Here is a 19,420-nt window from a genome sequence, read left to right on the forward strand (position 1 = left end):
TGCGCGAGGAGAGCGGCCGAAAGCCGCCTTGCGCACCGGCCGATCGGTCTCGCACCGGCGCGTGGACACCGTCTACGCGCCGGTGCGTACGGAGGACTACGCACCAGCTTGGACCGAGCTGTGCGGCTTCTCCGCAGATCAGCGCACCCGCCCTCGTCAGGACGCATCAGCGGCAACTGACGGGTACGTGCAAATTATTTGGGATGGCCCGGAATAGGAACACAGCGGTACCCCCGCTCGTTGTCATTACGTGAGCACGACACAGACACCACCTGTTCTCGCCGCGGAGCTGGCGCAGGCGTGGGCCGACATTCAGCGGTACCACCCCGAGCTGCCAGATCTCGCCGCGCCAGAGTCCCTGATCGGGGAGTCCTCGTCCGCATGCGGTCACGAGCTCTCCTTCGAGCGACTGCTCCATGAGGCAGTCCACGGCATCGCCGCCGCACGCGGCGTGCGCGACACCTCCCGGGCCGGCCGGTACCACAACCGCAGATTCCTCGCGATCGCCGAGGAACTGGGCCTCGACCACCCCGAGGAACCGCATCCGAGCAGCGGCTTCTCCCTCGTCACACTGAACCCCGAGGCCAAGCGCCGCTACCGGCCCACCATCGAACGCCTCCAGCGCGCGCTGAAGGCCCACACGGCGGCCACCTCCTCCGACACCGCGCGCTCCTTCCGGGGTCCGGCCGCCCGGCACGGCTCCTCCGGGGGCGGCGTCCGGGTCAAGGCCGTCTGCGACTGCGGGCGCAATGTACGGGTCGTCCCGTCCGTGCTGGCCCAGGCCCCGATCGTGTGCGGAGGCTGCGGGAAGCCGTTCCGGATCCCGGAGGTCGTGGGCGCGGCGTGAGGAGGCGGCTGTTCGTGGCAGCCGCCTCCTGGCCTTCCTAGCGACCCGTCGCCCCGCTCCCAGGACGTGCGCGGCCTGCGGGCACCCGAGACGTCGGGTGCCCCCCCAGGCGCGTCCCCGTCCGTCCTGGCGCCGTTCCCGCGGCCTCCCCGTCCCCCGGGTCGCGCCCCCCGTTCCCCCCGGTGAGGGGCGTCCCCCGTGTGTGGCACAATGGCAAGCTGTACTCGACAGTCGAACAGGACCCCTCTCTCCTCCGACTGACGCGTCCATCGGGCACTCGGGTACCGCAACCCCACGCGGCCGACCTGCCGTGCCCCATCACGTCAATCCAGGAGAACCCACTCCCGTGGCAGTCAAGATCAAGCTGAAGCGTCTGGGCAAGATCCGTTCGCCTCACTACCGCATCGTCGTCGCCGACTCCCGTACCCGCCGTGACGGCCGGGCCATCGAGGAGATCGGCCTGTACCACCCGGTGCAGAACCCGTCGCGCATCGAGGTCGACGCCGACCGCGCCGCGTACTGGCTCTCCGTCGGCGCGCAGCCGACCGAGCCCGTCCTCGCCATCCTGAAGAAGACCGGCGACTGGCAGAAGTTCAAGGGCGAGCCCGCCCCGGCGCCGCTGCTCCAGCCGGCCCCGAAGGCGGTCCGTCCGTCGTTCGAGGCTCTGGGCGGCGACGACGAGGGCAAGGGTGAGGCCATCACCCAGAAGAAGAAGGCCGAGAAGAAGGACGAGGCCGCCGCTGAGTCCTCTTCCTCCGAGTCGACCGAGGCCTGAGCATGCTCGAGGAGGCTCTCGAGCACCTCGTGAAGGGCATCGTCGACAACCCTGACGAAGTGCAGGTCGCCTCGCGCACCCTGCGTCGCGGGCGCGTGCTCGAGGTCCGGGTCCACCCCGACGACCTCGGCAAGGTGATCGGCCGCAACGGCCGCACCGCGCGCGCTCTGCGCACCGTCGTGGGTGCCATCGGCGGTCGCGGAGTCCGGGTCGACCTCGTCGACGTGGACAACGTCCGCTGACGTCGAACGCAGCACCGGCTCGGGCCGGGGAAGGCCACTGGCCGTCCCCGGCCCGTAGTCGTTCCAGAACAGGAGAACGTCACAAGTGCAGCTGGTAGTCGCACGGATCGGCCGTGCCCACGGACTGCGGGGCGAGGTCACCGTCGAGGTCCGCACCGACGAGCCGGAGCTGCGGCTCGGGCCCGGCGCCGTCCTCACCACGGAGCCCGCCTCGACGGGCCCGCTCACCATCGAGACCGGCCGCGTGCACAGCGGCAGGCTGCTGCTGCGCTTCGCGGGCGTCACCGACCGCACCGGCGCGGACGCCCTGCGCAACACCCTGCTGATCGCCGAGATCGACCCGGAGGAACTGCCGGACGGCGACGACGAGTACTACGACCACCAGCTGATGGACCTCGACGTGGTCACCGAGGACGGCACCGAGATCGGCCGCATCACCGAGATCTCCCACCTGCCCTCCCAGGACCTCTTCATCGTCGAGCGCCCCGACGGCACCGAGGTGATGATCCCGTTCGTCGAGGAGATCGTCGTCGAGATCGACCTCCAGGAGCAGAAGGCCGTCATCGCCCCGCCGCCCGGCCTCATCGACGACCGCGCCGACGTCGCCTCAGACCGGGACGAGCCCTGATGCGGCTCGACGTCGTCACGATCTTCCCCGAGTACCTCGAACCGCTGAACGTCTCACTGGTCGGCAAGGCCCGCGCGCGCGGCCAGCTCGACGTCCACGTGCACGACCTGCGGGAGTGGGCCTACGACCGCCACAACACGGTCGACGACACCCCCTACGGCGGCGGACCCGGCATGGTCATGAAGACCGGCCCGTGGGGCGACGCCCTCGACTCCGCGCTCGCCGACGGCTACGAACGCGGCGTCGGCAGCCCCGCGCTGATCGTGCCCACCCCGAGCGGACGCCCGTTCACCCAGGAACTCGCCGTCGAGCTGTCCGAACGGCCCTGGCTGATCTTCACGCCCGCCCGCTACGAGGGCATCGACCGGCGGGTCATCGACGAGTACGCGACCCGGATGCCGGTTTACGAGGTGTCCATCGGCGACTACGTGCTGGCCGGCGGCGAGGCGGCCGTCCTGGTCGTCACCGAGGCCGTGGCCCGGCTGCTGCCCGGCGTCCTCGGCAACGCCGAGTCGCACCGCGACGACTCCTTCGCGCCCGGCGCCATGGCCAACCTGCTGGAGGGCCCCGTCTACACCAAGCCGCCCCTGTGGCGCGGCCGGGACATCCCCGAGGTGCTGCTCAGCGGCCACCACGGGAAGATCGCCCGCTGGCGCCGCGACGAGGCGCTCACCCGCACGGCCGCCCACCGGCCCGACCTGATCGAGCGCTGCGCCCCCGAGGCCTTCGACAAGAAGGACCGCGAGATGCTCTCCATCCTCGGCTGGGCGCCCGATCCCGAGGGCGCCGCCCACGGCCGATTTTGGCGCAGGCCACCGGCCGTGGAAGAATAGAACGCTGCCGTCCGGCCGTCCGGTGAACGCCCCTGCCACAGGGGGAGACGACGTCCGCCCCGACCCGTACGACAGTCCTCCTGACCGTAATAGATGCCGTTGATGACCTGTGGCATCAGCGAAGAAAGCAGACAAAAAATGTCTCACCTGCTCGACACCGTCGACTCCGCGTCGCTGCGCAGCGACGTCCCGGCGTTCCGCCCCGGCGACACCGTCAACGTCCACGTGCGCGTCATCGAGGGCAACCGCTCCCGTGTGCAGCAGTTCAAGGGCGTCGTCATCCGCCGTCAGGGCGCCGGCGTGCGCGAGACCTTCACGGTCCGCAAGGTCTCCTTCTCCGTCGGCGTCGAGCGCACCTTCCCGGTGCACACCCCGATCGTGGAGAAGATCGAGCTCGTCACCCGCGGTGACGTGCGTCGCGCGAAGCTGTACTACCTCCGTGAGCTGCGCGGCAAGGCCGCGAAGATCAAGGAGAAGCGCGACAACTGAGCGCTTTCCCGGAGTCGCGCCGGGGGCCGATAACATCGGTCCCCGATGGACACCGAAGCACAGTCGACGGAGCGCGACCGCTCCTCCCGCCCTTCCGCACCCGGGGACCCCTCGGACGCGGCAGGACCGGAGGGACGGTCGCGTTTCGCGTTGCACCACCGGATCTCCGCGGTCCTGCCCGGCGGCCTGATCAGCCTCACCCTCCTGCTCGGGCTGGTCCTCCTGCTGCTGCTGAACACGTTCGTGGTGCAACCGTTCCAGATCCCGAGCGGATCCATGGAACAGGGATTGAGGATCGGGGACCGCGTTCTCGTAGATAAGTTGGCGTACCGTTTCGGTGCCGAGCCGCGCCGCGGTGATGTCGTCGTCTTCGACGGCACCGGGTACTTCGGGGACGCCGACTACATCAAACGCGTCGTGGGTGTGGGGGGAGACCGGGTGGTCTGCTGCGACGAGGACGGGAGGATCAAGGTGAACGGCCGGGCGGTCGACGAGTCGACGTTCCTGTTTCCGGGCGACAGCCCCTCCTCGGTCCCCTTCGACGTGGTCGTGCCCGCCGGGACCCTGTTCCTGCTCGGCGACCACCGCGGCGACTCCAGCGACTCCCGCGACCACCTCGGCTCCCCGGGCGGCGGGATGATCCCGCTCGGCGCCGTCGTCGGACGGGCCGACTGGATCATCTGGCCCCGCACGCACTGGACCCGCCTGCACCGTCCCGCCGCCTACGCGCGCGTGCCCGGTGCCGCCGCCGGCGGTGCCCATGGGTAACCGCGGCAGACCGCGCGGGGTGCCGACCAGCGCGGCCGAGAACCTGCTGCCCACCGGGGTCAGGCGCACCAGCGGCGGAGGCGGCGGCGGGCAGGGCGCCGGCCGCACCCGCGCCGACCGCCGCAGGCTCCAGCGCAAGGTCAAACGACGGCGGCGGCGCAGCGCGGTCAAGGAGATACCGCTCCTGGTCGGCGTCGCGGTCCTGATCGCGCTGGTCCTGAAGACGTTCCTGCTCCAGGCGTTCGTGATCCCGTCGGGCTCCATGGAACAGACCATCCAGATCGGCGACCGCGTCCTGGTCGACAAGTTCACACCGTGGTTCGGCTCCAAGCCTCAGCGCGGCGACGTCGTCGTCTTCAAGGACCCCGGCGGCTGGCTCCAGGACGAGCAGAGCACCACCAAGAAGAACGACCCGATCGTCGTCAAGCAGGTCAAGGAGGGGCTCACCTTCATCGGCCTGCTGCCCTCCGACAACGAGAAGGACCTCATCAAGAGGGTCGTCGGCGTCGGCGGCGACCGCGTCACGTGCTGTGACGCGCAGGGCCGGGTGACCGTCAACGGCGTTCCGCTCGACGAGGGCGCCTACCTGTATCCCGGCAACGCCCCCTCCACGCAGGCGTTCGACATCACCGTCCCGCGGGGGCGGCTGTGGGTGATGGGGGACCACCGGGCCAACTCGGCGGACTCCCGCGCCCACCAGGACACCGACTACGGCGGCACCGTCTCCGAGAACTCCGTGGTGGGACGCGCGATGGTCATCGCGTGGCCTTTCGGACACTGGAACACCCTCAAGGAACCTAAAACTTTCTCCTCGGTCTCCAACTCCGTGTCGGGGGCGACCGCCGTTCCCCAGGTGTCGCATAGGGTTGCCCCCGACGATCCGAACGGATCGATCCGACTCCCGACCCCTGCGGAACTCCCGCTCGTTATGGGAGTGGTGGGCCTGCGCCGTGTGTGGCGCGGGCGGTGGCACGGAGTAAGGAGTTGGCGTGGGGGATGTGGCGGTTGGCGCACGGTCCGGACACGACGGCGAGGAGCACCGCGGACGTCCCGTGGACGCGGCGGACCCGGCCGGGAACGGCGCCGTGAACTCCGGGAGTGACACCGGACGACCTGCCGACGAGGTCCCCGGGCCCGACGCGCAGACCGGGTCCGACGGCCAGGGGCCGGGCGACGACGCTCCCCCGCAGCGGCAGCAGCGCTCCTTCTGGAAGGAACTGCCGATCCTGATCGGCATCGCGCTGGTGCTCGCGCTGATCATCAAGACGTTCCTGGTGCAGGCGTTCTCGATCCCGTCGGACTCGATGCAGAACACCCTCCAGCAGGGCGACCGGGTCCTGGTGGACAAGCTCACCCCGTGGTTCGGCTCCGAGCCCGAGCGCGGCGAGGTCGTCGTCTTCCACGACCCGGACAACTGGCTGGCGGGCGAGCCCACGGCCAACCCGAACGCCCTCCAGAAGGTCCTCAGCTGGATCGGCCTGATGCCGTCCGCCGAGGAGAAGGACCTCATCAAGCGGGTCATCGGGGTCGGCGGCGACACCGTCTCCTGCAAGAACTCCGGCCCGCTGAAGGTCAACGGCAAGGCGCTCAACGACGCCTCGTTCGTCTACCCGGGCAACACCCCGTGCAGCGTCGACGACCAGGGCGGCCAGTTCACCGTCAAGATCCCCAAGGGCTACCTCTGGGTGATGGGCGACCACCGGCAGAACTCCCGCGACTCCCGCTACAACCAGGACGACGCGCACCACGGCATGGTCCCGGTGAAGGACGTCGTCGGCCGCGCCATCGTGATCGCCTGGCCGGTCAACCGCTGGAGCACCCTCCCGGTCCCCGACACCTTCGACCAGCCCGGCCTGAGCGACCAGAAGACGTCAGCGGCGCCCCTGACGGTCGCGCCGAACGCCGTCGCCCTCGTCGGCGCGGTCCCGGTGGCCCTGTGGTGGCGCCGGCGCAGGATCGCGCCTGAGGTCACGAAGGGCTGACCGGCCCACGTACCGCCGGGTAGGGTGCGGATCCATGGGTGGCGAGAGCACGACACGTACGGCCCCGCACGGCGGCGGCACCGGCACCGCGCGGGCGGGCGGCAGGCTCGGACAGCGGCTGTCCGGCCTCGCGGTGGGACTCGGCATCGTGATGTTCCTCGGCGGATTCGCCTGGGGAGCGGTGCTCTACCGGCCCTACACCGTGCCGACCGGCTCCATGTCGCCCACCATCGCCGCCGGTGACCGCGTCCTGGCCCAGCGGATCGACGGCGACGAGATACGCCGGGGCGACGTCGTCGTCTTCGACGACAGGTCCTGGGTCACCAACGCGTCCGTCGTCAAGCGTGTGGTCGCGGTCGGCGGCGACACGGTCGCCTGCTGCACCGACGGCAGGCTGACCGTCGACGGCAAGCCGATCGACGAGCCCTACCTGCCCAAGGGCAGCCTCGCCGAGACCACCGGCTTCCCCACCGTGAAGGTCCCCGAGGGACGGCTGTTCCTGCTCGGCGACGAACGCCAGGGCTCCCTCGACTCCACCGCCCACCTCACCGACGCCGCCGGCGGCACGGTCGCGCGCGGCGCCGTGAAGGCCCGCGTGGACGCCGTGGTCTGGCCGATGGACGGCATGCTCCCCAAGCCCACCGGCTTCGAGACCCTCGGCGCCCTCTCAGAGCCGGGCCCGCTGCGCCCGATCGTCGCGCTGATCGTCGCGGGCGCGGTGCTGGTGCTCGGCGGCGGCGCCTACGGGCCGCTCGCCGGACTGTTCGGCCGCCGCCGAGGCGCGGCCCGCACCCGGACGGAGCCCGTGGGTGCCCGCTGAACCCGCCGACACCCCGGGCGACGGCGTGCGCACGGTCGCCCGAGTGGTCCTGCTCGACCCCGACGACCGCATCCTGCTCCTGCACGGGCACGAGCCGGACGACACCTCGGACGACTGGTGGTTCACCCCCGGCGGCGGTGTCGAGGGCGACGAGACCTTGGAGGAGGCCGCCAGGCGGGAACTCCGCGAGGAGACCGGGATCACCGAGATCGAGCTGGGCCCGCTGGTGTGGCGCCGCCGCTGCTCCTTCCCCTTCGCGGGACGGCGCTGGGACCAGGACGAGTCGTACTTCCTGGCCCGCACGGCCCAGACCGCGACCGAGCCGGCCGGGCTCACCGAACTGGAACGGCGCAGTGTCGCCGGAGCGCGCTGGTGGACGTGTCGGGAACTGACCCGGGCCCATGAGACGGTGTATCCGACCAGACTCGCCGAGATGCTGACCAGACTGCTCGACGACGGTCCACCGGCCACACCCGAGATCCTTGAGACGGAAATCGTCTAGAGGCTCCCGGTACTGGCGCACAATGGTGGGATCGCACGGCTGAAGGGGAACATGCCATGAGCGCCGAGGACCTCGAAAAGTACGAGACCGAGATGGAGCTGAAGCTCTACCGGGAGTACCGCGATGTCGTCGGTCTGTTCAAATACGTGATCGAGACCGAGCGGCGTTTCTATCTCACCAACGACTACGAGATGCAGGTGCACTCGGTCCAGGGTGAGGTCTTCTTCGAGGTGTCGATGGCGGACGCCTGGGTGTGGGACATGTACAGGCCGGCCCGCTTCGTGAAACAGGTTCGGGTCCTCACGTTCAAGGACGTGAACATCGAAGAGCTGAACAAGAGCGACCTGGAGCTTCCGGGGGGCTGACGGGCGGAGCGTGGACGACCGTCACTCGTGAGGGTGGCGGAGTTGTCCACAATCACCGAGCCGTCCACCAAGATCCACATCTTGGGTGCGGTCGCGTGACATTGGGCGCCGGAGGTGGTGCCCACATGAGCACATACGGCAGGACACAGGACAGCACGGACGGCGGGACACACGGACCCGCGAACGCGAACGCGACCGCGAACGCGACCACGAACGGCGACGCGCGCCGTGGCGCGCTGGGCAGGTACGGCGAGGAGCTGGCCGCCCGGCGGCTCGCCGAGGCCGGGATGACGGTCCTTGCGCGCAACTGGCGCTGCGGCAGGACCGGCGAGATCGACATCGTGGCCGGCGACGGCGACACCCTCGTCGTCTGCGAGGTCAAGACCCGCAGGGGCGGCTCCTACGAGCATCCGATGGCCGCGGTGACCCCCGACAAGGCGCGGCGGCTGCGGGACCTCGCCGAGCGCTGGATCCACACCCACGGCGGGGCCCCGCCCGGCGGCGTCCGGATCGACCTGGTCGGGGTCACCCTCCCCGACCGCGGCGCACCCGTGGTCGAGCACGCGCGGGGGGTGGCCTGACATGGGGTTCGCACGGACCTGCTCGGTGGCGCTGGTCGGCGTCGAGGGAGTCGTCGTCGAGGTCCAGGCCGACCTGGAGCCCGGGGTGGCCGCGTTCACGCTGGTCGGGCTGCCGGACAAGAGCCTGAGCGAGAGCCGGGACCGGGTACGGGCGGCGGTGGTCAACTCCGGGACGGCGTGGCCGTCGAAGAAACTCACCGTGGGGCTGAGCCCGGCCTCGGTGCCCAAGGCCGGCTCCGGGTTCGACCTCGCCGTCGCCTGCGCGATCCTCGGCGCCGCCGAGCGGATCGACCCCCGCGTGATGGTGGACCTCGTGATGATCGGGGAGCTGGGTCTCGACGGGCGGGTGCGGCCGGTCCGGGGCATCCTGCCCGCGGTGATCGCCGCCGCCGACGCGGGCTACGACCAGGTCGTCGTGCCCGAGTGCGCCGCCGCCGAGGCGTCGCTCGTGCCCGGGGTCTCGGTGCTCGGGGTGCGCAGCCTGCGGCAGCTCATCGCCGTCCTCGCCGACGAACCGGTGCCCGAGGAGGAGCCCGACGACCTCGGCCGCCCCGATCCGCTCATGGCGGGCCTCCGGGTCCCGGGCACCGGCGCGGCCACCGGGATGCACGCGGCGCCCGACCAGGGGCACGACCTCGCCGACGTGGTCGGCCAGCTGTCGGCCAGGACGGCCGTCGAGGTCGCCGCCGCCGGAGGCCACCACCTCTTCCTGGAGGGTCCGCCGGGCGCGGGCAAGACGATGCTCGCCGAACGGCTGCCCGCGATCCTGCCCGCCCTCGGCCGCCAGGAGTCCCTTGAGGTCACCGCGGTCCACTCGGTGGCGGGGCTGCTGCCACCGGGCAAACCCATGATCGACGTCGCCCCGTACTGCGCCCCGCACCACTCGGCCACCATGCAGGCGCTGGTGGGCGGCGGACACGGAATCGCACGGCCGGGCGCGGTGTCCCTCTCCCACCGGGGCGTGCTCTTTCTCGACGAGACCCCCGAGTTCAGCGGGCAGGCGCTCGACGCGCTGCGCCAGCCCCTGGAGGCGGGACATGTCGTCATCGCGCGGAGCGCGGGCGTCGTGCGGTTCCCGGCGAAGTTCCTGATGGTGCTCGCGGCCAACCCCTGCCCGTGCGGCCGGTTCACCCTCGCGGACGACTTCTGCGAGTGCCCGCCGTCCGCGATCCGCCGCTACCAGGCCCGCCTCTCCGGGCCGCTGCTCGACCGGGTCGACCTCCGGGTCCAGGTGGACCGGGTGACCCGGGCCCAGCTGACCGAGCGCGGGGCCAGGGGCGAGTCGACGGCGGCGGTCGCCGACCGGGTCAGGGCGGCGCGGGAACGGGCCGCGGCCCGCCTCGCCGGCACCCCGTGGCGCTCCAACAGCGAGGTGCCGGGACGCGAGCTGCGCAGCCGGTGGCACGCGGAGCGGGGCGCCATGGACGAGGCCGAGGGCGGTCTCGAACGGGGCGTCCTCACCGCCCGCGGGCTCGACCGGGTCCTGCGGGTCGCCTGGAGCGTCGCCGACCTGGTCGGCCACGCCAGGCCCGACGCGACGGACGTGGCGCTGGCACTGCAACTGCGCACGGGGGTGCCCCGAGGGGTGCCGATGGCCATCGGGGGATTGCGGTGAGGGGCGCCGGGGGACGGGACGGAGCGGACGCGGGAGACGCGGGAGACGGGGGAGGCCACTGGGGTCGGGGCGGCTTCGGTTCGGATGACGGGGGAGAAGGGAGAGACGACGGAGGCACGGGAGGTCCGTGGGGTGCGGGCGGCTCCGGTGCGGGGTGTGACGGTGGCGGTGGCCTCGGCGACGGCGACCACGCGCTCGGTTCGGACTCCGGGGCCCGTGCCTTCCTCACCCGGGTGCTCGAACCCGGGGACGAGGTGGGCGGGCGGTGGCTCCGGGAGTGGGGGGCCGTCGAGGTGGCGCGGCGGCTGCGGGACGGCGGGCCGCAACTCGTCGGGGTGACCGACCGGCGGTGGGCCGGGCTGCTGGCACGGGCGCGGGACGGCGGGGCGCGACGGGATCTCGACACCGCCCGCCGGGCGGGCGTGCGGTTCGTGTGCCCGGGGGACGTCGAGTGGCCCCGGCAGCTGGACGACCTCGGGGACGGCCGGCCGCTGGGGCTGTGGGTGCGGGGGCGGCCCAGCCTGCGGATGTGGGCGCTCAGATCCGTCGCCGTGGTCGGCGCCCGCGCCTGCACCGAGTACGGCGCCCAGGTGGCCGCCACCCTCGCCTCCGGCCTCGCCGAACGCGGCTGGGTGGTGGTGTCCGGCGGTGCCTTCGGGGTCGACGGCGCCGCGCACCGGGGCGCCCTCGGGGCGGGCGGCGCCACCGTCGCCGTGCTGGCCTGCGGGGTCGACCGGCCCTACCCGCGCGGGCACACGGAGTTGTTCGCCAGGATCGCGGAACAGGGACTGGTGATCGGCGAGTTGCCGCCCGGCGAGCATCCGACGGCCAGCAGATTCGTCGTCCGCAACCGGGTCATCGCCGCCCTGACCAGGGGCACCGTCGTCGTGGAGGCCGCCCACCGCAGCGGCTCCCTGTCCACCGCGCGGGCCGCGCTGCGGCTCGGGCGGCACACCATGGGGGTGCCGGGTCCTGTCACCAGCGGGCTCTCCGCCGGGGTGCACGAACTGCTGCGCGCGGACGCCGTGCTGGTCACCGGCGCGGCGGAAGTCGTCGAGCTGGTGGGGGAGATGGGCGACCTCGCACCGGTGGGACAGGGGCCCGTGCTCCCGCGCGACCTGCTCGAACCCGCCGCCCGGCAGGTCCTCGCCGCGCTGCCGGGCAGCGGCACGGCCGGGGTCGCCCTGATCGCCCGCGGGGCGCAGACCACCGAGGACGACGCGGTCGCGAGGCTGTACGAGCTCCGCTCACTCGGGTACGTCGAACGACATGGCGACGGCTGGAAGTTGACACGCCAGGCGGTGATCTCGGTCCGCGCGCCCCGAAGTCGGCGCGGACCGGGCGGGCTGGGCCGTCCGGGGGAAGCCTGACACCGTTGCAAATTCCCGCAGTTGACGTCGGGACCGGGTCGCGCGGCGCGATCGGCGTGACCCGGCGGGGGTGTCAACAGGAACGTATCTGCGCACGCCTCCCGCCGGGCTCCTCGCGCACTGCGACGTGTCAGTCACGCTACGCTCACAAGGATCGCGACCAAGGCGGCCAACTCGACAGCAGACCGACACCTCACCAAGGCACCCCCACTTCACGGCAGAACGGCACAAGGCGACGAATGCCTCAGCACACCTCCGGGTCCGACCGGGCGGCCATCCCCCCAGCCGCCCGTGACGGTGGCGGCGTCCGGCCGCCGGCGCCGTCGACGCTCGACGAACTGTGGCGGTCGTACAAGACGACGGGCGACGAGCGGTTGCGGGAGCAGCTGATCCTGCACTACTCGCCGCTGGTGAAGTACGTCGCGGGCCGGGTGAGCGTCGGCCTGCCGCCCAACGTCGAGCAGGCCGACTTCGTCTCCTCCGGGGTGTTCGGGCTGATCGACGCGATCGAGAAGTTCGACGTCGACCGGGAGATCAAGTTCGAGACGTACGCGATCACCCGGATCCGGGGCGCGATGATCGACGAGCTGCGCGCGCTCGACTGGATCCCGCGATCCGTGCGGCAGAAGGCGCGGAACGTGGAGCGGGCGTACGCGACCCTGGAGGCGCGGCTCAGGCGCACCCCCTCGGAGGGCGAGGTGGCCGCCGAGCTGGGCATCGCGGTCGACGACCTGCACGCGGTGTTCAGCCAGTTGTCGCTGGCCAACGTAGTGGCGCTGGAGGAACTGCTGCACGTGGGCGGCGAGAGCGGCGACCGGCTCAGCCTCATGGACACCCTGGAGGACACCGCCGCCGACAACCCGGTGGAGGTCGCCGAGGACCGGGAGCTGCGGCGGTTCCTGGCGCGGGCCATCAACACGCTGCCCGACCGTGAGAAGACCGTCGTGACCCTCTACTACTACGAGGGGCTCACGCTCGCGGAGATCGGCAACGTGCTCGGGGTCACCGAGAGCCGGGTCAGCCAGATCCACACCAAGTCCGTGCTCCAGCTGCGCGCCAAGCTGGCGAGTTTCGGCCGCTGACCGGAACGGGTCGCGGTCCGTACCGGTGCAGCGACTCCCGCCGGAGGCGGTCCGTCCGTAGAGTGGTCGACGTGCCAAGGATTCGAGCGGCCTCCGTGGCCGAGCACCGGACGATGCAGCGAGCCGCCCTGCTGGACGCGGCGCGGTCCCTCCTGTCCGAGGGCGGTACGGAGGCGCTGACCTTCCCCGCGCTGGCCGAGCGGACGGGGCTCGCGCGGTCCTCCGTGTACGAGTACTTCAGGTCGCGGGCGGCCGTGGTCGAGGAGCTGTGCGAGGTCGACTTCCCGGTCTGGGCGGCCGAGGTCTCGCTGGCGATGGAGCGGGCCGGGACGCCGGAGGGCAAGGTCGAGGCGTATGTGCGCCGGCAGCTCGCGCTGGTCGGCGACCGCCGCCACCGGGCCGTCGTCGCCATCTCCGCGAGCGAGCTGGACGCCGGCGCCCGGGAGAAGATCCGGGCCGCGCACGGCGGGCTCGTCGCGATGATCGTCGAGGCCCTCGCGGAGCTGGGGCACGCCGAACCCCGGCTCGCCGCGATGCTCCTCCAGGGCGTCGTGGACGCGGCGGTCCGCCGTATCGAGCTGGGCGCGGCGGAGGAACCGGAGACGATCACGGAGGCGGCGGTCGCGATGGCCCTGCGGGGCGTGCGGGGCTGACCCCTCCCACGGTCCGTGGCCGTGGCCGTGGCCTGGGTGCGGGCAGGGCTCGCGCCCGAGCCCCCGGGTACCAGCAGGGCTCGCGGTCGTGTCCGGGGCGCCGGTAGGGCTCGCGGTCGCGCCTCCCGAGCTGCCGGTAGGGCTCGCGGTCGTGTCCGGGGTGCCGGTAGGGCTCGCGGTCGCGCCTCCCGAGCTGCCGGTAGGGCTCGCGGCCGTGTCCCGGGTACCGGCAGCAGTCTCGACGGGCCGGAGTTTCGCAGCCACGGCGGGAGCAGTGCCAGCGGGTCGAGATAGGTCTCGCCGCTGAGCAGGCCCCAGTGCAGGCAGGCCGTCGCGCAGTGCGAGCCCGTCGCCTCCACCGTGCCGACGACGGCGCCCGCCGCCACCTCGTCGCCCACCAGGACCGTGGCGCTGACCGGCTCGTACGTGGTGCGCAGCGAGGTGCCCGCCAGGGCCACCGACACCACACCCCGTCCGGCCACCCGGCCCGCGAAGGTCACCCGGCCCGCCGCCACCGCCCTGACCCGCGCCCCCGCCGCCGTCGCCAGGTCCACGCCCCGGTGCCCCGGCCCGTAGGCCGTCGCCGGGGGCTCCCAGCCGCGCGTCACCGGCGGCCGTGTCCCCACCGGCCAGGCGGTCGCGATCATCGGGACCACCGGGGCGGCGGCGGGCACCGTGCCGCGGCCGGCCGCGAGGCCTCCCGGCGTCGGCCGAGCGGGCGGCGGTACCGCGTGGAGAAGCAACAGCAACAGCAACAGCAACAGCAGCAGGGGCACCAAGGGCAGCACGGGCAGCGGGCCGGCCCCGCCGGCGCCCGGCCGCGCCCCCGTCCCGCGTCGGTCGGCGACCGCCGGCCCGGTTTTCGCCGCGCGTCGGTCGGCGACCGCCCGCCCGGTCCCCGTCGCGCGTCGGGGCGCGCACCACTTCGTTCGTCGCATGCTCGTACCGTGACGGGAAACGGGCGAGCGCGGCCCGGCCCTGTGGAGTACTCGTCGGTTGTGGACAACGGCGTCACCCGGTACCTCGCGGGTCCCGTACACTTCTTCTGGCGATCCGGGTCACCGGGTCGACTTCGCACGCCCCGGCACGAGGCCCTCACCGGCCCGTGTCAGCGCCCCTCGGTCCTTCGTGGCAGGGCGCACGCGGGCGTCAGGCGCGGAAGCCGTCCGGCATCCGCGGCACAACCGAGAAATCCAAGGAGAACGGCCATGGCCGTCGTCACGATGCGGGAGCTGCTGGAAAGCGGCGTCCACTTCGGTCACCAGACCCGTCGCTGGAACCCGAAGATGAAGCGCTTCATCTTCACCGAGCGCAACGGCATCTACATCATCGACCTGCTCCAGTCGCTGTCGTACATCGACCGCGCCTACGAGTTCGTCAAGGAGACCGTCGCCCACGGCGGCACGGTCATGTTCGTCGGCACGAAGAAGCAGGCGCAGGAGGCCATCGCCGAGCAGGCCACCCGCGTCGGCATGCCCTACGTCAACCAGCGCTGGCTGGGCGGCATGCTCACCAACTTCTCCACCGTCTACAAGCGTCTGCAGCGCCTCAAGGAGCTTGAGCAGATCGACTTCGACGACGTCGCCGCGTCGGGTCTCACCAAGAAGGAGCTTCTCGTGCTGTCGCGCGAGAAGGCCAAGCTGGAGAAGACCCTCGGTGGTATCCGCGAGATGCAGAAGGTGCCCAGCGCCGTCTGGATCGTGGACACCAAGAAGGAGCACATCGCGGTCGGTGAGGCCCGGAAGCTCAACATCCCGGTCGTCGCCATCCTCGACACCAACTGCGACCCCGACGAGGTCGACTACAAGATCCCGGGCAACGACGACGCGATCCGCTCCGTCACCCTGCTCACCCGCGTGATCGCCGACGCCGTCGCCGAGGGCCTCATCTCCCGTTCCGGCGTCGCCACCGGTGACAAGGGCGAGAAGGCCGCCAGCGAGCCGCTGGCCGAGTGGGAGCGCGACCTGCTCGAGGGCGAGAAGAAGGCCGACGACGCCGAGGTCCAGACCTCCGCCGAGACCGAGAAGGTCGCCGACGCCGAGCAGGCCGAGGCTCCGGCCGAAGCCGCCGTCGAGGCCCCTGCCGAGGAGGCCGCCGAGGCCCCCGCCGAGGCCCCGGCCGCGGACGCCGAGCAGGCCTGACCCCCTCACCCCTTCGGGTTGTGAACGGCGGGGGCCGCGAAGCCCCCGCCGTTCGGCCCGTAGATCTTCAGACTTCGAGAGAGATTCCAGGAATCATGGCGAACTACACCGCCGCCGACGTCAAGAAGCTCCGCGAGCTCACGGGCGCCGGCATGATGGACTGCAAGAAGGCGCTGGACGAGGCCGAGGGCAACGTCGACAAGGCCGTCGAGGCGCTCCGGATCAAGGGCCAGAAGGGCGTCGCCAAGCGCGAGGGCCGCTCCGCGGAGAACGGCGCCGTGGTGTCCCTCATCGCCGACGACAACACCTCCGGTGTCCTGGTCGAGCTGAAGTGCGAGACGGACTTCGTCGCCAAGGGCGACAAGTTCCAGACCGTGGCCCGGCAGATCGCCGAGCACGTCGCCAAGACCTCCCCGGCCGACCTGGAGGCGCTGCTCGCCTCCGAGATCGAGGCCGGCAAGACCGTCCAGGCGTTCGTCGACGAGGCCAACGCCAACCTCGGCGAGAAGATCGTCCTGGACCGCTTCGCGCAGTTCTCCGGCGGCTTCGTGAGCGCGTACATGCACCGCACGATGCCCGACCTGCCCCCGCAGATCGGTGTCCTCGTCGAGCTGGACAAGCCGAACGCCGAGATCGCCAAGGGTGTCGCCCAGCACATCGCCGCCTTCGCGCCGAAGTACCTGGCCAAGGACGACGTCCCGGCCGACGTCATCGAGTCCGAGCGGCGCATCGCCGAGGAGACCACCCGCGCCGAGGGCAAGCCCGAGGCCGCGATCGCCAAGATCGTCGAGGGTCGTCTCAACGGCTTCTTCAAGGACGCCACGCTGCTCGGCCAGCCGTACGCGCTCGACAACAAGAAGTCGGTCCAGAAGGTTCTGGACGAGGCCGGTGTCACCCTGAAGCGCTTCTCGCGCATCAAGGTCGGCATCTGAGTCCGTACCGCGACCGGCGCCCACTCCCGATAGGGTCGAGGGCACACGCGCGTGACGGACGCCAGTAGATCTGACGAGGAGGCCATTGCCGAGCATGGGATGCGAACGACACCCCAGCGGCAATGGCCTTCTTGGTATGTGCACCAGCGTGAAAGAGGCGGGAACTCGACGATGACCACCAAGCCCCAGAAAAGCGACGACGGCAAGGTACGCGGACGGTTTCTGCTGAAGCTGTCAGGAGAGGCGTTCTCCGGCGGCGGCGGCCTTGGCGTCGACCCCGACGTGGTGCACAAGATCGCCCGTGAGATCGCGGCCGTCGTCCGCGACGGCGCCGAGGTCGCCGTCGTCATCGGCGGCGGCAACTTCTTCCGCGGCGCCGAACTCCAGCAGCGCGGCATGGACCGGGCCCGCTCCGACTACATGGGCATGCTCGGCACCGTGATGAACTGCCTCGCCCTCCAGGACTTCCTGGAGAAGGAGGGCATCGACAGCCGCGTCCAGACCGCCATCACCATGGGCCAGGTCGCCGAGCCGTACATTCCGCTGCGCGCCGTGCGGCACCTGGAGAAGGGCCGTGTCGTCATCTTCGGCGCGGGCATGGGCATGCCGTACTTCTCCACCGACACCACCGCCGCCCAGCGCGCCCTGGAGATCGACGCCGAGGCGCTCCTCATGGGCAAGAACGGCGTGGACGGGGTCTACGACTCCGACCCCAAGACCAACCCCGACGCGGTCAAGTTCGACGCGCTCGGGTACGGCGAGGTCATCACCCGTGACCTCAAGGTCGCCGACGCCACCGCCGTCACGCTGTGCCGCGACAACAAGCTCCCGATCCTCGTCTTCGAGCTTCTGGCCGAGGGCAATATCGCCCGCGCCGTCAAGGGTGAGAAGATCGGCACGCTTGTGGGTGACCAGGACGGTCGGCACTGACGGACGACACCCGCGGAGCCTGACCGGGGGATGGACAATGTCCCGCCGGTCGGGAACCGTGCAGGAACAAGACGCGACGCAGCCGGCCGCCGCCCTGACCAGGAACAGCAGCCGGGCCTCACTCAAGACACGCAGGAGCAAGTGGTGATCGAAGAGACCCTCCTCGAGGCCGAGGAGAAGATGGAGAAGGCCGTCGTGGTCGCCAAGGAGGACTTCGCCGCGATCCGTACCGGCAGGGCGCACCCGGCGATGTTCAACAAGATCGTGGCCGACTACTACGGCGCACCGACGCCGATCAACCAGCTGGCCTCGTTCTCCGTGCCGGAGCCGCGGATGGCCGTCGTGACCCCGTTCGACAAGACGGCCCTGCGCAACATCGAGCAGGCCATCCGCGACTCGGACCTGGGCGTCAACCCCAGCAACGACGGCAACATCATCCGCGTGGTGTTCCCCGAGCTGACCGAGGAGCGCCGCCGCGACTACATCAAGGTCGCCAAGGGCAAGGCCGAGGACTCCAAGGTGTCGATCCGCTCCGTGCGCCGCAAGGCCAAGGACGCCATCGACAAGCTCGTCAAGGACGGCGAGGTCGGCGAGGACGAGGGCCGCCGCGCGGAGAAGGAGCTCGACGACACCACCGCGAAGTACGTCGCCCAGGTGGACGAGCTGCTCAAGCACAAGGAAGCGGAGCTGCTCGAGGTCTGATGAACGACTCTTCCTGGGGAGCGCCGCAGCAGACCGGGTACTGGGGGCCGCCCGACCAGCGGCCGGTCCAGGGGGCTGCCCCGGCGGGTCCCGCGTACGATGCGCCGCAGGCGCAGCAGACTCGCCCCATGCCCATCGTGCCCGAGGGACCCGCGTCCGGCGGAGACCAGGATGACGACCGGGGGGCCGCTCCGTGGAGCGGTCCCCCGTTCCGCGACGACACGCCGCACGCGCCGCCCCACCCGGCGGCCCAGCAGAATCCGGAGCCCATGCCCGACGCCCCGCAGCCGGCGCCCGCACCGCAGAAGAAGAGCGCGGGCCGTGACCTGGGCGCGGCCATAGGGGTCGGGGTCGGACTGGGTGTGGTGATCGTCGCGTCCCTGTTCTTCGTCAAGGCGGCGTTCGTCGGTGTCATAACGGTCGCGGTGGTCGTCGGGCTCTGGGAGCTGACCAGTCGGCTCCAGGAGCGCAAGGGCATCAAGGCGCCCCTGGTGCCGCTGGCGGTCGGCGGTGCCGCGATGGTCGTCGCCGGGTACGTCAGGGGCCCCGAGGGCGCCTGGGTGGCCATGGCGCTCACCGCGCTCGCCGTGCTCGTCTGGCGGATGACAGAGCCCCCCGAGGGCTACCTCAAGGACGTCACGGCCGGTGTCTTCGCCGCGTTCTACGTGCCGTTCCTCGCCACGTTCGTCGCGATGATGCTCACCGCCGACGACGGTCCCTGGCGGGTGCTGACGTTCCTGGTGCTGACCGTCGTCAGCGACACCGGCGCCTACGCCGTCGGCTGGCGCTTCGGCACCCACAAGCTCGCCCCGCGCATCAGCCCGGGAAAGACCCGCGAGGGTCTCATCGGCGCGGTCACCTTCGCCATGGTGGCCGGTGCGCTGTGCGTGCAGTTCCTGATCGACGACGGCACCTGGTGGCAGGGTCTGGTGATCGGCTTCGCGGTCGCCGCCACCGCGACCCTGGGCGACCTCGGCGAGTCCATGATCAAGCGGGACCTCGGCATCAAGGACATGGGCACGCTGCTGCCGGGCCACGGCGGCATCATGGACCGGCTCGACTCCCTGCTGCCGACGGCACCGGTGGTCTGGCTGCTCCTCGTGCTGTTCGTCGGTTCCGGCTGACCCGGCCGCCACCTGCGCGAACGAGACCCCGGCGAGCGA

22 protein-coding genes and 1 pseudogene are annotated in these 19,420 nt (G+C 71.5%); 22 read left to right on the top strand and 1 reads right to left on the bottom strand.

Features of this window, described 5'->3' with window-relative positions; genetic code table 11:
* Positions 1–250 precede the first annotated feature (250 nt).
* The 17 genes from DDJ31_RS27195 (at position 251) to DDJ31_RS27275 (ending at position 13,552) form a co-directional block, all read left to right on the top strand.
* The gene (locus DDJ31_RS27195; RefSeq protein ID WP_127177749.1) at positions 251–847 is read left to right on the top strand and encodes a hypothetical protein; all 597 of its coding nucleotides are present in this window, start codon (positions 251–253) and stop codon (positions 845–847) included.
* Between the two features lie 346 nt (positions 848–1,193).
* On the top strand, positions 1,194–1,622 hold the full coding sequence (gene rpsP, locus DDJ31_RS27200; RefSeq protein ID WP_127177748.1) for a 30S ribosomal protein S16: 429 nt from the start codon (positions 1,194–1,196) through the stop codon (positions 1,620–1,622).
* Between the two features lie 2 nt (positions 1,623–1,624).
* Entirely contained in the window at positions 1,625–1,864 is a 240-nt protein-coding gene (locus DDJ31_RS27205; RefSeq protein ID WP_093827906.1) for an RNA-binding protein, read from the top strand.
* 85 nt (positions 1,865–1,949) lie between these two features.
* Positions 1,950–2,492, top strand: coding sequence for a ribosome maturation factor RimM (gene rimM / locus DDJ31_RS27210; RefSeq protein WP_127177747.1), 543 nt, complete (start codon positions 1,950–1,952; stop codon positions 2,490–2,492).
* A complete protein-coding gene (gene trmD / locus DDJ31_RS27215) occupies positions 2,492–3,325 on the top strand; it encodes a tRNA (guanosine(37)-N1)-methyltransferase TrmD (protein WP_127177746.1) in 834 nt (277 codons plus the stop codon). The genes rimM and trmD overlap by 1 nt, the downstream gene beginning before the upstream one ends.
* Before the next feature lie 138 nt (positions 3,326–3,463).
* Positions 3,464–3,814 (top strand): 50S ribosomal protein L19, encoded by a 351-nt coding sequence (gene rplS, locus DDJ31_RS27220; RefSeq protein ID WP_010353847.1) that lies wholly within the window; start codon positions 3,464–3,466, stop codon positions 3,812–3,814.
* A gap of 45 nt (positions 3,815–3,859) precedes the next feature.
* Positions 3,860–4,582 carry a signal peptidase I gene (gene lepB / locus DDJ31_RS27225; protein WP_127177745.1) on the top strand — a complete coding sequence of 241 codons (723 nt, stop codon included), beginning with the start codon at positions 3,860–3,862 and terminating at the stop codon, positions 4,580–4,582.
* On the top strand, positions 4,575–5,684 hold the full coding sequence (lepB, locus tag DDJ31_RS27230) for a signal peptidase I (RefSeq protein WP_127177744.1): 1,110 nt from the start codon (positions 4,575–4,577) through the stop codon (positions 5,682–5,684). The genes lepB (DDJ31_RS27225) and lepB (DDJ31_RS27230) overlap by 8 nt, the downstream gene beginning before the upstream one ends.
* On the top strand, positions 5,572–6,564 hold the full coding sequence (gene lepB / locus DDJ31_RS27235) for a signal peptidase I (protein ID WP_127177743.1): 993 nt from the start codon (positions 5,572–5,574) through the stop codon (positions 6,562–6,564). Before lepB (DDJ31_RS27230) ends, lepB (DDJ31_RS27235) begins: the two co-directional genes overlap by 113 nt.
* Before the next feature lie 34 nt (positions 6,565–6,598).
* Positions 6,599–7,384: a signal peptidase I gene (gene lepB, locus DDJ31_RS27240; RefSeq protein WP_127177742.1), complete on the top strand. Its 786-nt coding sequence runs from the start codon at positions 6,599–6,601 to the stop codon at positions 7,382–7,384.
* Entirely contained in the window at positions 7,374–7,886 is a 513-nt protein-coding gene (locus DDJ31_RS27245; RefSeq protein ID WP_127177741.1) for an NUDIX hydrolase, read from the top strand. The genes lepB (DDJ31_RS27240) and DDJ31_RS27245 overlap by 11 nt, the downstream gene beginning before the upstream one ends.
* Before the next feature lie 56 nt (positions 7,887–7,942).
* Complete coding sequence (locus DDJ31_RS27250) at positions 7,943–8,251, top strand: DUF2469 domain-containing protein (protein ID WP_003965949.1); 309 nt, start codon at positions 7,943–7,945, stop codon at positions 8,249–8,251.
* Between the two features lie 125 nt (positions 8,252–8,376).
* Positions 8,377–8,832, top strand: coding sequence for a YraN family protein (locus DDJ31_RS27255; RefSeq protein ID WP_127177740.1), 456 nt, complete (start codon positions 8,377–8,379; stop codon positions 8,830–8,832).
* A gap of 1 nt (position 8,833) precedes the next feature.
* Positions 8,834–10,447, top strand: a complete 1,614-nt coding sequence (locus DDJ31_RS27260) for a YifB family Mg chelatase-like AAA ATPase (protein WP_127177739.1) — start codon at positions 8,834–8,836, stop codon at positions 10,445–10,447.
* Between the two features lie 233 nt (positions 10,448–10,680).
* Positions 10,681–11,817 (top strand): DNA-processing protein DprA, encoded by a 1,137-nt coding sequence (gene dprA, locus DDJ31_RS27265; protein WP_127177738.1) that lies wholly within the window; start codon positions 10,681–10,683, stop codon positions 11,815–11,817.
* Positions 11,818–12,056: 239 nt separating this feature from the next.
* Positions 12,057–12,899, top strand: a complete 843-nt coding sequence (whiG, locus tag DDJ31_RS27270; protein WP_127177737.1) for an RNA polymerase sigma factor WhiG — start codon at positions 12,057–12,059, stop codon at positions 12,897–12,899.
* 95 nt (positions 12,900–12,994) lie between these two features.
* Positions 12,995–13,552, top strand: a complete 558-nt coding sequence (locus tag DDJ31_RS27275) for a TetR/AcrR family transcriptional regulator (protein ID WP_127182588.1) — start codon at positions 12,995–12,997, stop codon at positions 13,550–13,552.
* A gap of 218 nt (positions 13,553–13,770) precedes the next feature.
* Here DDJ31_RS27275 and DDJ31_RS39325 read toward each other — a convergent pair.
* Positions 13,771–14,319 (bottom strand): annotated as a pseudogene (locus tag DDJ31_RS39325) (M23 family metallopeptidase); the annotation flags it as partial.
* 441 nt (positions 14,320–14,760) lie between these two features.
* Here DDJ31_RS39325 and rpsB point away from each other — a divergent pair.
* The 5 genes from rpsB (at position 14,761) to DDJ31_RS27305 (ending at position 19,381) form a co-directional block, all read left to right on the top strand.
* Positions 14,761–15,693 carry a 30S ribosomal protein S2 gene (gene rpsB, locus DDJ31_RS27285; protein ID WP_127177736.1) on the top strand — a complete coding sequence of 311 codons (933 nt, stop codon included), beginning with the start codon at positions 14,761–14,763 and terminating at the stop codon, positions 15,691–15,693.
* 95 nt (positions 15,694–15,788) lie between these two features.
* Positions 15,789–16,625 carry a translation elongation factor Ts gene (gene tsf, locus DDJ31_RS27290; protein ID WP_127177735.1) on the top strand — a complete coding sequence of 279 codons (837 nt, stop codon included), beginning with the start codon at positions 15,789–15,791 and terminating at the stop codon, positions 16,623–16,625.
* 171 nt (positions 16,626–16,796) lie between these two features.
* On the top strand, positions 16,797–17,555 hold the full coding sequence (gene pyrH, locus DDJ31_RS27295) for a UMP kinase (RefSeq protein WP_127177734.1): 759 nt from the start codon (positions 16,797–16,799) through the stop codon (positions 17,553–17,555).
* Between the two features lie 144 nt (positions 17,556–17,699).
* Positions 17,700–18,257, top strand: a complete 558-nt coding sequence (frr, locus tag DDJ31_RS27300; RefSeq protein WP_093827946.1) for a ribosome recycling factor — start codon at positions 17,700–17,702, stop codon at positions 18,255–18,257.
* Complete coding sequence (locus tag DDJ31_RS27305) at positions 18,257–19,381, top strand: phosphatidate cytidylyltransferase (protein ID WP_127177733.1); 1,125 nt, start codon at positions 18,257–18,259, stop codon at positions 19,379–19,381. The genes frr and DDJ31_RS27305 overlap by 1 nt, the downstream gene beginning before the upstream one ends.
* Positions 19,382–19,420: the final 39 nt, after the last annotated feature.

Origin of the sequence: Streptomyces griseoviridis, from assembly GCF_005222485.1 — a bacterium.
Lineage (GTDB): Bacteria > Actinomycetota > Actinomycetes > Streptomycetales > Streptomycetaceae > Streptomyces > Streptomyces hintoniae.

Excerpts from the sequence above, each read along its gene's own strand:
- DDJ31_RS27205 (WP_093827906.1), top strand. The coding sequence starts at position 1,625 with ATGCTCGAGGAGGCTCTCGAGCACCTCGTGAAGGGCATCGTCGACAAC.
- trmD (WP_127177746.1), top strand. The coding sequence starts at position 2,492 with ATGCGGCTCGACGTCGTCACGATCTTCCCCGAGTACCTCGAACCGCTG.
- rplS (WP_010353847.1), top strand. The coding sequence starts at position 3,464 with ATGTCTCACCTGCTCGACACCGTCGACTCCGCGTCGCTGCGCAGCGAC.
- lepB (WP_127177745.1), top strand. The coding sequence starts at position 3,860 with ATGGACACCGAAGCACAGTCGACGGAGCGCGACCGCTCCTCCCGCCCT.
- lepB (WP_127177744.1), top strand. The coding sequence starts at position 4,575 with ATGGGTAACCGCGGCAGACCGCGCGGGGTGCCGACCAGCGCGGCCGAG.
- lepB (WP_127177742.1), top strand. The coding sequence starts at position 6,599 with ATGGGTGGCGAGAGCACGACACGTACGGCCCCGCACGGCGGCGGCACC.
- DDJ31_RS27250 (WP_003965949.1), top strand. The coding sequence starts at position 7,943 with ATGAGCGCCGAGGACCTCGAAAAGTACGAGACCGAGATGGAGCTGAAG.
- DDJ31_RS27255 (WP_127177740.1), top strand. The coding sequence starts at position 8,377 with ATGAGCACATACGGCAGGACACAGGACAGCACGGACGGCGGGACACAC.
- DDJ31_RS27260 (WP_127177739.1), top strand. The coding sequence starts at position 8,834 with ATGGGGTTCGCACGGACCTGCTCGGTGGCGCTGGTCGGCGTCGAGGGA.
- whiG (WP_127177737.1), top strand. The coding sequence starts at position 12,057 with ATGCCTCAGCACACCTCCGGGTCCGACCGGGCGGCCATCCCCCCAGCC.
- rpsB (WP_127177736.1), top strand. The coding sequence starts at position 14,761 with ATGGCCGTCGTCACGATGCGGGAGCTGCTGGAAAGCGGCGTCCACTTC.
- tsf (WP_127177735.1), top strand. The coding sequence starts at position 15,789 with ATGGCGAACTACACCGCCGCCGACGTCAAGAAGCTCCGCGAGCTCACG.
- pyrH (WP_127177734.1), top strand. The coding sequence starts at position 16,797 with ATGACCACCAAGCCCCAGAAAAGCGACGACGGCAAGGTACGCGGACGG.
- DDJ31_RS27305 (WP_127177733.1), top strand. The coding sequence starts at position 18,257 with ATGAACGACTCTTCCTGGGGAGCGCCGCAGCAGACCGGGTACTGGGGG.